This window comes from Amycolatopsis sp. cmx-11-12, from assembly GCF_046269425.1.
Taxonomy (GTDB): Bacteria; Actinomycetota; Actinomycetes; order Mycobacteriales; family Pseudonocardiaceae; genus Amycolatopsis.
The window spans coordinates 17,665-29,092 of the sequence record NZ_JADNQM010000062.1 but is presented as its reverse complement, the minus strand read 5'-3'; the positions used below and the strand labels follow the sequence as shown (position 1 = coordinate 29,092).

The window sequence follows — 11,428 nt, the reverse complement described above, 5'->3', positions numbered from 1 at the left end:
TGGCGACACGGGGCACTCCCGGCAGGTTCGACAACGGGAGCCGTGTGACGCGAGAGTGTCACGCACGGTTCTGAGAGCGGCGGCGGGGGAAGCTCCCGCCGCCGACTCACCACCGGCTGATCCACCATGGCGACTGGGAAGTCCGCATGGCGGCCGATGGGCTGCCGGAGTTCATCCCGCCCCAGTATCTGGATCCGTTGCGAAGATCCCGGCGCAACACCCTGATCTGACCCGAGGAGCCCGCCAGCCACACCGGCGACGGGCCCCTCGGCATGCCCACACCCCGCCAAGCCCACCAGGCGGTCGCGAATAGCGATTCAGCTTAGGAGCAAGAGTGTTCTGGGTCGGGACCGCGGTTCGTGAAGGCCCCCTTCCGGCAAAGTCGAGATCTTGCAGGTCAGGCGGCTATTCATCGTCAGCGGTCACACCGGTTGCGGAGCCCCTGAGCGGGGAGGATTCCGGACGTTCAACGTCCGGAATCCTCCCCGCTCGACCCTTGCGGGCACTAGCAGCGCTGACCAGCAGCCCTGCGACATTGCCGGGACCCCGACCCAGGCGCAAGGAAAGGGGCCTTCATGTACTTCAGGCGCCACCTCACGCAAGTAGTCGACTACTTGCAGCGGCAGAGAGAACTCACCGCCCGGTCCAGTGAGGCGAACGCCCAGCCGCCCAGGCCGCATAGAACTCCCCATGATCCTTCGCGGTCATCAGCAAAGCCTGCGTGATCGCCTCAAGCTCGATGGAACTCCCCAAGTCCATGTCCAGCTCGCGCGTCAGCAGCACCTTCGTGGTGCTGTACGCCAGAGCCGGGCCATCGGCCAAACGCCGTGCCAACGAAGAAGCCTCGGAAGCCAACTCAGAGTCCGGAACAACTTGGGAAGCCAGCCCGATCGCCTCGGCCCGTGCGGCATCGATCTTGTCGCCCAGCATCAGCAATTCCGTCGCCCTGCCCAGACCGACCAGCCGCGGCAGCAGGTAAGCCGAGCCCATGTCCGCCCCGGCCAGGCCGACCTTCGTGAACAGGAAGGCGAACTTCGCCGAGGACGCCAGCAGCCGGAAGTCGCTGGCCAGTGCGATCACCGAACCCGCGCCCGCCGCGACGCCGTTCACCGCGGCGATCACCGGGATGGGGCATTCCCGCAGCGCCTTCACCACCGCGCCGGTCATGCGGGTGAACTCCAGCAGTTCCGCGGACTCCATTTTCTGTAGCTCGCCGATGATCTCTTCGACGTCGCCGCCGGAACAGAACCCGCGGCCGCGGCCGGTGATGACCAGCACCCGGACGTCGCCGCGATGCGGCAATTCGGCCAGCAGGTCTCGGAGGTCCGCGTAGATGTCGAAGGTGAGTGCGTTCAGTTTTTCGGGGCGGTCCAAGGTGACCGTGGCGACGCCATCGTCCACAGTGAACTCGAAGTGCTCCCAGTTCGCCGTGATCGGCGGCGTGGCGCGGAACGGGCTCATGACTGGATCCCACCTCCATCGAGGACGAGTGTCTGTCCGTTGATCGCGGCGGCTTCCGCCGCGGCGAAGAAGGCCACCGCGTTGGCGACCTCGTCTGGTTCGAGCAGGCGGCCGAGGGGGGACGCGGCGGCGAGGGCGGCTTCCGCGTCGGCCTCGTCTCGGCCGGTCCGTTCCTGGATGCGGGCGACCGAGGCGGCCGTCATGTCCGTGCGCACGAAGGCGGGGCAGACGGCGTTCGCGGTGACGCCGGTGCCCGCCAGTTCCGCGGCGGTGGCCCGCATCAGGCCGACGGCGGCGTGCTTCGAGGCCGTATAACCCGCGGTGTAGCGGTAACCGATGTGCGACGCCGTCGAGGCGACGGTGACGATCCGGCCGCTGTCGCGGGACCGCATGCCGGGCAGAACCGCCCGTGTGCACAGGAAAGCGCCGGTCGCGTTGACCTCGAACTGGGTCCGCCACTGCTCCAGCGACGTCTTCGCCAGCGGCGCGCTCGCCGAGATCCCGGCGTTGTTCACCAGCACGTCCACCGGGCCGAGGCCGTCGAAGTACCGGGCGACGGCGTCTTCGTCGGTGACGTCGCAGTCGGCCCGGCCGGGCGCGTGCACCTGGTCACCGGCGGCCTGGAACCGGGCGGCGATGGCCGCGCCGATCCCGCGTGTCCCGCCGGTGACGACGACGATTCTCACTCTGCCTCCACCCGGCGCAACGCGCGCCGATCGAGTTTTCCGTTGGCGGTGCGGGGGAGTTCGGTCACGAACACCACCTCACGCGGATATTTGTGCTTCGCCAGATGCGCCCGCGCGTGGTCTTTCAGTTCTTCAGCGGTAACGGAAAAGCCCTCCGCCAGCACGACGCACGCCCGCGGGACCACCAGGCCGTCGACGGTCGCGCCCAGCACCGCGCAGTCGACGACGGCGGGATGACCGATGAGGCAGTCTTCGATCTCGCTCGGCGCGACGAACACGCCGGACACCTTCAGCAGGTCGTCGGCGCGGCCGTGATGGTGGAAGTACCCGTCGGTGTCGCGGCTGAACAGGTCACCGGTGCGCAGGGTGTCGCCGTGGAACGTCCGAGCGGTCTTCTCCGCGTCGCCGTAGTACTCGCGGGCGATGGTCGGACCGGTGACCTCCAGGGTGCCGATCTCGCCGTCCGGCAACGGATCGCCGCTCTCGTCCAGGATACGGGCGGTGTAGCCGGGGACCTCACGGCCGAGGCTGCCGACCCGCTGCGCGCCGGGCACATTGGACAGGTAGATGTGGTACGCCTCCGACGAGCCGATCCCGTCGATCACCGGGACGCCGAACAGGTTGTCCCATTTGCGATGCAGCTCCGAAGGCAGCGCCTCGCCCGCCGACGTCGCGAGCCGCAGCGAACTCATGTCCACTCCTACCGCCGAGGGGTGGGCGATCATCGCGCTCATCATGGTCGGCACGTTCACCAGGATCGTCGGCCGGTAGCGCTCGATCAGCGAGAACAGCAGATCGGCCGTGCTGCGCTGGGGGAACACGATCCCGGACGCGCCGACGCCGAACGGGAACAACGCGGTCAGATCGCGCGCGTAGCCGAAGAACAGCTTCGGTACGGCCAGCACGCGGTCGTCTTCGCGCAGGCCGAGGACGCCGAGCGCGTACCGGTCGAAGCTCTCCAGCGCACTGCGCGCCGGATGCACGCAGGCCTTGGGCGAACCGGTGCTCCCGGTGGTGAACTTCCAGATCGCGATGTCGTCCAGCGTGGTCGGCGCGGCTTCCAGTTCGGGGGAGGCCGAAGCGACCAGCGAGGCGAACGAATGCTCGCCGGGCTCCAGAGCGACGTCGCCGAGCACGAGCAGATTCCGCGCCCTGGCCTCACGCAACGCGGGCAGCGTGGCGCCGTCGGCGATAACGACCACGGCCTTGGTGTAGTTCAGGTAGTACGCGTAATCCTTGGGCTGGAGAAAGGAATAGACCTCGGCGGTGACCGCGCCGATCTTCTGCGCCGCGTACCAGAGGGCCACGAACTCGATGCTGTCGTTCAGCGCCAGCAGGACCCGCTGTCCACTTCGGACACCGAGGTCGCGCAGCACGTTCCCGGCACGGTTCACCAAGGCGGCCAGTTCCGCGTAGGTGACTTCCTCGTCGCCGCACACCAGTGCCGTCCGCTCTCCGGGGAGGCGGTCGACGAAATGGGTCGCCAGGTTGAAGGTCATACCAGCTCCCGGATCGCTTCGACCAGGATGTCGGTGAGCACCGAGAACGTCTGCTCGCCTTCTTCGGCGGTCGCCTGGGCGGGGGTTCCGCAGTAGGCCTCGGTCATCCCGGCCGAGGCGAAGTCCGTGACCCCACCGCGCGCCAGGTCGACGTGGACCGGCGGCAGAGCACGCTGGACGACGGCGTCGACCAGGTCCGGCCGGTCGGCGAGCACCAGCGACGTCTCGTACTGCCCGGCGTGGCACTCGCCGGAGCGGAACTCGTCGGTGAGCCGCGACGCGTACCGGCGGCGGACGAGGTCGACGAAGCCGACGCCCGCGGTCTCCGCCACGCGTCGCAGCACGGCCAGCTGCGCGGGCTCGAAATGGTTGTTGACCAGCAGGATCCGCGGCAACCCCTGGTCGACGAGCGCGCCGCAGATCTCGGTCAGCAGCGCGTGCAGGGTGTCCTCGCCGATCGAGACGCCACCCGCGAACCCGGCCGCGAACCGGGTCACGCCGTAGGGCACTTCGGGCAGGATCAGCACGTGCACACCGGGATCGCCCGCCAGCCGCGCGGCGGCGCGTTCGCACATTCCCCGGGAGATCAGGGGATCGGTGCCCAGCGGCGCGTGCGGCCCGTGCGGTTCGACGGCGCCCACCGGCAGCAGCAGCACCGGAACGCGCTCACTGGACGCGAGCGCGGCCACCTGACGCGAGCTCAAATCCGCGAAGTACGTCACTCGAATCAAGCTACACCGCAGCGGCCTGAGGTGTATAGAGTTGCCCGCATGCCCGAATCGGCCCCGTCCCACGGCGACCCAGGCCCCCAGGAACTGGTGATGACGCTGCTCGGTAGCTACGTGTCGCCGCGCGAGAGCCGCCGTGTCTGGTCCGGCGGCCTGGTCAGTGTGCTCGCCGGGCTGGGCTTCTCCGACGGCGCCGCGCGGATCGCGCTGGCGCGGCTCGCCCGCCGCGACCTGCTCGCGAGGCACAAGGCTGGCAGGCTCGTCCACTACTCGCTGACCCGCCGCACGATCGCGCTGCTGGAGGACGGCGACCGCCGGATCTTCTCCCTCGGCCGCAGCGATCGCGAGGCAGGCCAGTGGACGGTGCTGTGGCAGAGCATCCCGGAAAGCCGCCGCCAGGCGCGGGAGCGGCTGGTGCGCCGCTTGCGCTTCCTCGGCTTCGGTCCGGTGCAGGACGGCACCTGGATCGCCCCGCACGATCGCGAGGCCGAGGTGCTCGCCCTGCTGGCGGAACTGGACGTCTCCGAACACGCCGGGCTGATGCTCGGCAAACCGTCGGCAGGCCTCGACGTCCGGCGATTCGCCGGCCGGGCCTGGAACCTCGACGGCCTCGCCGCGCGTTACGACGCGTTCGTCCGAGATTTCGGCGGATATTCAGGCGACCTGCCTGACGCCGAGGCGTTCCAGGTCCGAACCTGGCTGACGCATACCTTCCGCGCTTTCCCGTCGCTCGACCCGGAACTCCCGGTCGAGCTGGTACCCGCTCCGCAGAACCGGGCGGCCGCGGTCGAGCTGTTCCACGATCTTTACCGGGCACTGGCCCCGGCCGCGCAACGCCATTTCGATGAGGTGACAGAAAAATGAACGACACTCAGGCCGCATTGAGTTACACGTCCTACCTTTCACTGGACGAATTGCTGGACGCGCAGCATCCCCGCTCCGACGAACACGACGAGTTGCTCTTCATTGTTATCCACCAAGTGTATGAACTTTGGTTCAAACAAGTTCTCCACGAGGCGCTGTACCTGCAGGAGCAGCTCGAGGCGGGTAACACCGCTCACGCTGTCCGCACATTGAGGCGGATTCTGACTATCTTCAAGGTGGTGGTCGCGCAGATCGATGTGCTCGAGACGATGACTCCGAGCCAATTCGCCAGTTTTCGTGCGCGACTGGACGCTTCGAGCGGGTTCCAGTCGGCTCAATTCCGCGTTCTGGAGGCCGTCCTCGGCCGCCGGGACGAACGGGTGTTCGCGCATTACCCCGAGGGCGGTGCACAGCGTGCCGAGATCGCCGGCGCGATGGCACGGCCGTCGCTCTTCGATTCCTTCGTCACGTACCTCGCGGTGAAGGAGTACGACGTCCCGACCGGGCGCGATGTCACCAAGCCACTCGAACCCTCTCCGGCGCTCCAAGAGGTTCTACTGCGGGTTTATCGCGACGACAAGGGGCCGTCGGTCGTGGCGGAGCACCTGGTCGATCTGGACGAAGGGATGCAGGAGTGGCGGTATCGGCACGTGAAGATGGTCGAGCGCACCATCGGAGACAAGACCGGGACGGGGGGTTCGTCGGGCGCGCACTATCTGCGTACGACGCTTTTCTCCCCGATGTTCCCGGACCTCTGGGCGGTGCGGAGCAGGCTGTGACGAACCTCGGCGAGCTCCGCCGCGACCCCAACGCGCTCGCGGAGCACTACACGGAATTCGGTGTGGCGGACCGGATCCTGTTGACAGGGCACTCTCACCAGGCCTGGCCCGACGTCGCGCGAGAAGGCCTCCTCGAGGCCTTCACCGACGCGGCCGAAGAGGTCGACACGAAGTGGGAACGGGCCTTCGCGAAGGCCGACGAGATGCGGGCAGGGTTCCGGGCGCTGCTCGGTGACCCGCACGGCGGTATCGCGCTCGGCGCCAGCACGCACGACCTGGTGATCCGGTTCCTGTCGGCGATGGACCTGCGCGGGCGTCCGCGCCTGATCACCACCGACGGGGAGTTCCACACGCTGCGCCGTCAGCTGGCGCGGCTGGCCGAGGAAGGCGTCGAGGTGGTCCGCGTGCCCTCGACGCCGGTCGCGACCTTGGCCGAACGCGTCGCGGCCGAGGTCACCGAAGACACCGCCGCGGTCCTCGTCTCGGCCGTGCTGTTCGAGACCTCCCGGCTCGTACCGGGCCTTGCCCACCTCGCCGACGTCTGCCTTTCGAAGTCGGTGAACCTCGTCGTCGACGCCTACCACGCGCTCGGCGCCGTCCCGTTCGCGCTGCACGACCTCGGGCTCACCAACGCCTGGGTGCTCGGCGGCGGCTACAAGTACCTCCAGCTCGGCGAGGGCAACTGCTTCCTGCGGATGCCCGCGCACGCGCAGGAACTGCGGCCGGTCGTCACCGGCTGGTACGCCGAGTTCGGCGCGCTCGCGGACGAGCGCCGTCCCGGCCAGGTCGCGTACGCCTCCGGATCGGACAGGTTCGCCGGGGCGACCTACGACCCGACGAGTCACTACCGGGGCGCTCGCGTCTTCCGGTTCTTCGCCGAGCAGGGGCTCACGCCCGAATTCCTGCGGGAGGTGTCGCGGCACCAGGTCGGCTTCCTCGCCGAGGGCTTCGACAAGCTCGGCCTGCCCGAAGGTGTCGTCACGCGTGACCGGGAGACGCCGCTGGACCGTATCGGCGGCTTCCTGTCGCTGAAGTGCGCCGACGCCGGCGCGCTGCAAGCCGCCCTCGCCGAACGCGGGGTCCGGACCGACAGCCGTGGCCCATACCTGAGGTTCGGACCTGCGCCGTACCTGTCCGACACTCAACTCGACTCCGCACTTCGCATCCTGGACGAAATCGTCGGCTAAGTTTGCGCTGTGGCACTGTCGCCGCCGGATGACCTTCGCGCGGGGACCGTGCCTTAATCGGAGGAACTTCGCACGTCCGCCACAAGCGGCGCGCACTCCAGTGACAAGGAGTCACCACAGTGACCGAAGTGTTCGGCCAAGGTACCGGCCATGAACAGGTCGTCTTCTGCCAAGACCAGGCCACCGGCCTGAAGGCCATCATCGGGATCTACTCGACGGCGCTCGGACCGTCGCTCGGCGGAACCCGGTTCTACCCCTACGCATCCGAGGACGCGGCGCTCGCGGACGTCCTCGCGTTGTCGAAGGGGATGGCCTACAAGAACGCGCTCGCCGGGCTCGACCTCGGTGGCGGCAAGGCCGTCATCATCGGCGACCCCCACAAGCACAAATCCGAAGCGCTGCTTCGCGCCTTCGGCCGGTTCGTCCAGACACTGGGCGGTCGCTACATCACCGCCTGCGACGTCGGCACCTACGTGCAGGACATGGACATCGTCGCCCGCGAAACGGAGTTCGTCACGGGCCGTTCGCCGGAGAACGGCGGCGCCGGCGACTCCTCGGTGCTCACCGCCTTCGGCACCTACCAGGGCATGCGCGCCTCCGCGGACGCCGTCTGGGGTGTCCCGGACCTGGCGGGTCGCAAGGTCGGTGTCGCCGGGGTCGGCAAGGTCGGGCACATCCTGGTCGGGCACTTGATCGAGGCGGGCGCGCAGGTGGTCATCACCGACGTCTCGCCCGCGGCGATCGAGCGCACCCGCGCGGCGTACCCCGGTGTCGAGGTCGTCGACGACCTCGACACGCTGATCCGCACCGAACTCGACGTCTTCGCGCCGTGCGCGCTGGGCGGCGTGCTCACCGACGAGACGGTCGGCGAACTCCGCACCAAGATCGTCTGCGGCGCGGCCAACAACCAGCTCGCGCACCCCGGTGTCGACAAGCTGCTCGACGACCGCGGCATCCTCTTCGCGCCGGACTACCTGGTCAACGCCGGTGGCGTGATCCAGGTCGACGACGAGCGGCACGGTTTCGACTTCGCGCGGGCGAAGCGCAAGACCACGGCGATCTTCGACACCACCAAGGCGGTGTTCGCGCTGGCCAAGGCCGACGGCGTGCCCCCGGCGGCGGCCGCGGACCGGCTGGCGGAGCGGCGGATGACCGAGGTCGGCGGGCTACGGTCGATCCTGACGGTGTAGCTCCCGCTGGGCCCAGAGATGAAATGAACGGACCTTTCATAACAAATTTTGTTATGAAAGGTCCGTTCATAACATTCGCGGACCAGGCGGCCCGGACTCAGCCGCTCTTGCGACGGAAGGTGCGCTTGTTCGCGGCGGGCCCGTGGGCGTGCAGGTTCTTCCCGCCGGCGTTCTCGTGGGCCGAGCCGGAGCGGGCCTGAGCCTGCTTGCGCTCCAGCGCCTCGCGGAACTTGCGCTTGGTGTCGTCCTCTTCTCCATCCGCTGGGGACGGTGCGGGTTCAGTCATTGCTACCTCCGAGGTGACGACATGTGACAAGTCCTCAGCCTGTCAGGAACCATCCCGGTTGGCGAGTCGATTTACGTCACCTCGGCGGCGCGGGGAGCTGGACCGGGCCGCCGAAGCGGATCCGGCTCCGCAGCAGCGGCCGCCAGCAGTGGTCGCACAGCAGCATCGGCTTCAGGCGGTTGCCGCAGTCCACGTGCTCCAGGGTGATGTCCGGAGCCTGCCCCGGAACCTCGAAACCCCTCGACCATTCGGCGATGAAGGCCAGCGCGGGGAAGAACGCGAGCCCCTTCGCGGTCAGCCGGTAGTCGTGTGCGTCGGTGCGGGTCCTCGCGACGCCTGTCCGCAGCACGCCGACGTCCACGAGTTTCGACAGCCTGCCCGAGAGCACGCTCGGGCCGATCCCGAGTTCCCGTTCGAATTCCGAGAAGTGCCGCGCTCCGAGCAGCGCGCTGACCACGAGCCCGGTCGACCATCGGTCGCCGAGGAGTTCCATGGTGTCCGGGAAGAACATCAGCGGATCGCCCGCCAGGGACTCGGCGTCCTTGCGGCGGAAGCGTTTCGTCGCCGTGGCTTCGACGACGCCGGTGTCGTCGAGGCGGTGGGCGCGGATGTCGCGGGCGTCGACCCGGCGTTCGCAGGAGGCGCAGCCGAGTGGCGCCGACGTCGCCAGCTCGCAGTCGAGGTGGATCAGGGTCGGCAGGACGGCCCGGCGGCCCTCGACCCATTCCCGTTCCCAGGCCCAGATCGAGATCAGCAGCGGCCACAGCTCCAGGCCGCGTTCGGTGAGGCGGTACTCGTGCCGGGTGCGCCGCGCGTCCCGGTACGGCGTGCGGACGAGCACGCCCGCGCCGACCATTTCGCGCAGCCGCCCGGATAGCGCGGTGGGGGAGATACCGAGCCGCAGCCGGAGTTCCTCGTAGCGGCGGAAGCGCAGGAACAGGCTCTGCAGGATCAGCAGCGTCCACTGGTCGCCGAGCAGTTCGAGCGCCCGCCGCAGCGGATCGCCCGCCGGCTGGACGCGGTGCGCCGTCGCCTCTGTCACGTACTTCCTTCCGGGTGGGTGTCGCTGTCAGCGTACTACTGACTACAGCAAACAAAGTCTATTGACAGCTGACTACAGAAATCATAGTGTCTCACCCAATCGGTCAACGCGAACCAACCGGGGAGAACCGATGACCAGCACCTCCGAGCAACCGATCCTGGTGGCGGCGACCACCGGGGAACCCGAGGTCAACCCGTACCTGATGGGCGTCTACGCCCCGGTCGGCGAGGAGATCGACGCGAGCGATCTCGAGGTCATCGGCAAGATCCCCACCGACCTCAACGGCGTGTACCTGCGCAACGGGCCCAACCCTCGGTTCGCGCCGGAGGGCCGCTACCACTGGTTCGACGGCGACGGCATGATCCACGCCGTCCACCTGGAGAACGGCAAGGCCCGCTACCGCAACCGCTGGGTCCGTACCAAGGCCTTCGAGGCCGAATCCGAGGCGGGCAAGGCGCTGTGGAAGGGCGTCATGGAGTCGCCGAAGGACAACCCGTTCGGCAACACGCACGGCCTGAACGTCAAGGACAGTGCCAACACCGACTTGATCTTCCACCGCGGCCAGGTGCTCTCCACCTGGTACCTGTGCGGCTCGCCGTACGCGGTGGACCCGCTTTCGCTGGAGACGCTGGGCGCCGAAGACTTCCTCGGCACGCTGGTCGGCGACATGATGGCCCATCCGAAGGTCGACGAGCGCACCGGCGAGATGTTCTGGTTCGACTACGGGCCGCGGCCGCCGTACCTGCGTTACGGCGTGATCAGCGCGGACGGCAAGGTCGTGAACACGACCGAGATCGACCTCCCCGGCCCGCGCTTGCCACACGACATGGCGATCACCGAGAACTACGCCGTCCTCATGGACCTGCCGCTGATCCAAGACTTCGAAGCGGCCCGCAACGGGCGCCACAAGCTGCTGTTCGATCGGTCGTTGCCGAGCCGGTTCGGGGTGCTGCCTCGCTACGGCAACGGTAGCCAGATCCGCTGGTTCGAAGCCAGCCCGTGCTACATCTACCACGTCGTCAACTCCTGGGAGCAGGGCGAGGAAATCGTCCTCGACGTCTGCCGCGTCCAGCGTCCGCATGATCAATTGGCCGCCCCGGCAACTGACGCGCACACCCCGCTCGCCAAAATGCTGTCGTACCTGCGGCTGGACGCCTCGCTGCACCGCTACCGGTTCAACCTGCGGACCGGACAGTGCCTGGAGTCCCAGCTCGACGACGACAACACCGAATTTCCGTCCGTCGACTCGAGGGTGGTCGGCGGCCGGAATCGCTTCTCCTACGCGGTGCACATCTCGCCGGACTCGACGCTCAAGTTCGACGGCCTGGTGTGTTACGACAATCGTGCCGGCGCCAAGACCGAATATCGCTTCGGTCCGGGCCGGTGGGGCAGTGAGGCGCCGTTCGCACCCCGCGACGGCGCGGCCGCCAATTCCGATGACGGCTATCTGGTGACTTTTGTCCAGGACGAGCGTGAGGGGCGCTCGGAGCTGGACATCTTCGACGCCGCCGATCTCACTGCCGGACCCGTGGCCAGGGTCCTGTTGCCCCAGCGTGTGCCGCTCGGTTTTCACGCGACCTGGGTCCGGGCGGACCAGCTGGAACCTTCCTGTAAGTAAGAGATCCCCCTTGTTGTCGGCCCGCCGGAGGGGTGCGGGCAGACGGTGAGGGGCCGGAAAGCCGCCGTCCGAGTCGCCCCTTCCAGGG

The 11,428-nt window shown here is 68.1% G+C and carries 11 protein-coding genes; 5 read left to right on the top strand and 6 right to left on the bottom strand.

The window, feature by feature from the left end; all coding sequences use genetic code 11:
* Positions 1-633 precede the first annotated feature (633 nt).
* From ACLARN_RS42345 to ACLARN_RS42330, 4 genes are read right to left on the bottom strand one after another with little or no spacing between them, the layout of a single operon-like run.
* The gene (locus ACLARN_RS42345; protein ID WP_409497130.1) at positions 634-1,461 is read right to left on the bottom strand and encodes an enoyl-CoA hydratase family protein; all 828 of its coding nucleotides are present in this window, start codon (positions 1,459-1,461) and stop codon (positions 634-636) included.
* A complete protein-coding gene (locus ACLARN_RS42340) occupies positions 1,458-2,147 on the bottom strand; it encodes an SDR family NAD(P)-dependent oxidoreductase (RefSeq protein ID WP_409497129.1) in 690 nt (229 codons plus the stop codon). Before ACLARN_RS42340 ends, ACLARN_RS42345 begins: the two co-directional genes overlap by 4 nt.
* Complete coding sequence (locus ACLARN_RS42335) at positions 2,144-3,646, bottom strand: benzoate-CoA ligase family protein (RefSeq protein ID WP_409497128.1); 1,503 nt, start codon at positions 3,644-3,646, stop codon at positions 2,144-2,146. Before ACLARN_RS42335 ends, ACLARN_RS42340 begins: the two co-directional genes overlap by 4 nt.
* Positions 3,643-4,368 (bottom strand): creatininase family protein, encoded by a 726-nt coding sequence (locus ACLARN_RS42330; RefSeq protein ID WP_409497127.1) that lies wholly within the window; start codon positions 4,366-4,368, stop codon positions 3,643-3,645. The genes ACLARN_RS42335 and ACLARN_RS42330 overlap by 4 nt, the downstream gene beginning before the upstream one ends.
* Before the next feature lie 48 nt (positions 4,369-4,416).
* Here ACLARN_RS42330 and ACLARN_RS42325 point away from each other — a divergent pair, with 48 nt between their 5' ends.
* The 4 genes from ACLARN_RS42325 (at position 4,417) to ACLARN_RS42310 (ending at position 8,394) form a co-directional block, all read left to right on the top strand.
* On the top strand, positions 4,417-5,238 hold the full coding sequence (locus ACLARN_RS42325) for a PaaX family transcriptional regulator C-terminal domain-containing protein (protein WP_409497126.1): 822 nt from the start codon (positions 4,417-4,419) through the stop codon (positions 5,236-5,238).
* Positions 5,235-6,017: a tryptophan 2,3-dioxygenase gene (locus ACLARN_RS42320; RefSeq protein ID WP_409497125.1), complete on the top strand. Its 783-nt coding sequence runs from the start codon at positions 5,235-5,237 to the stop codon at positions 6,015-6,017. Before ACLARN_RS42325 ends, ACLARN_RS42320 begins: the two co-directional genes overlap by 4 nt.
* Positions 6,014-7,204, top strand: a complete 1,191-nt coding sequence (locus ACLARN_RS42315; RefSeq protein ID WP_409497124.1) for a kynureninase — start codon at positions 6,014-6,016, stop codon at positions 7,202-7,204. Before ACLARN_RS42320 ends, ACLARN_RS42315 begins: the two co-directional genes overlap by 4 nt.
* 119 nt (positions 7,205-7,323) lie before the next feature.
* Positions 7,324-8,394 carry a Glu/Leu/Phe/Val family dehydrogenase gene (locus ACLARN_RS42310; protein WP_409497123.1) on the top strand — a complete coding sequence of 357 codons (1,071 nt, stop codon included), beginning with the start codon at positions 7,324-7,326 and terminating at the stop codon, positions 8,392-8,394.
* A 97-nt stretch (positions 8,395-8,491) separates the two neighbouring features.
* Here the strand turns inward: ACLARN_RS42310 and ACLARN_RS42305 are convergent, their stop codons facing one another.
* Both ACLARN_RS42305 and ACLARN_RS42300 read right to left on the bottom strand, forming a co-directional pair.
* On the bottom strand, positions 8,492-8,680 hold the full coding sequence (locus ACLARN_RS42305; RefSeq protein WP_076164687.1) for a DUF5302 domain-containing protein: 189 nt from the start codon (positions 8,678-8,680) through the stop codon (positions 8,492-8,494).
* Between the two features lie 76 nt (positions 8,681-8,756).
* Positions 8,757-9,722, bottom strand: coding sequence for a winged helix-turn-helix transcriptional regulator (locus tag ACLARN_RS42300; RefSeq protein WP_409497122.1), 966 nt, complete (start codon positions 9,720-9,722; stop codon positions 8,757-8,759).
* Positions 9,723-9,852: 130 nt separating this feature from the next.
* Here ACLARN_RS42300 and ACLARN_RS42295 point away from each other — a divergent pair, with 130 nt between their 5' ends.
* Complete coding sequence (locus ACLARN_RS42295; RefSeq protein ID WP_409497121.1) at positions 9,853-11,340, top strand: carotenoid oxygenase family protein; 1,488 nt, start codon at positions 9,853-9,855, stop codon at positions 11,338-11,340.
* Positions 11,341-11,428: the final 88 nt, after the last annotated feature.

Excerpts from the sequence above, each read along its gene's own strand:
- ACLARN_RS42345 (WP_409497130.1), bottom strand. The coding sequence starts at position 1,461 with ATGAGCCCGTTCCGCGCCACGCCGCCGATCACGGCGAACTGGGAGCAC.
- ACLARN_RS42335 (WP_409497128.1), bottom strand. The coding sequence starts at position 3,646 with ATGACCTTCAACCTGGCGACCCATTTCGTCGACCGCCTCCCCGGAGAG.
- ACLARN_RS42325 (WP_409497126.1), top strand. The coding sequence starts at position 4,417 with ATGCCCGAATCGGCCCCGTCCCACGGCGACCCAGGCCCCCAGGAACTG.
- ACLARN_RS42320 (WP_409497125.1), top strand. The coding sequence starts at position 5,235 with ATGAACGACACTCAGGCCGCATTGAGTTACACGTCCTACCTTTCACTG.
- ACLARN_RS42305 (WP_076164687.1), bottom strand. The coding sequence starts at position 8,680 with ATGACTGAACCCGCACCGTCCCCAGCGGATGGAGAAGAGGACGACACC.
- ACLARN_RS42295 (WP_409497121.1), top strand. The coding sequence starts at position 9,853 with ATGACCAGCACCTCCGAGCAACCGATCCTGGTGGCGGCGACCACCGGG.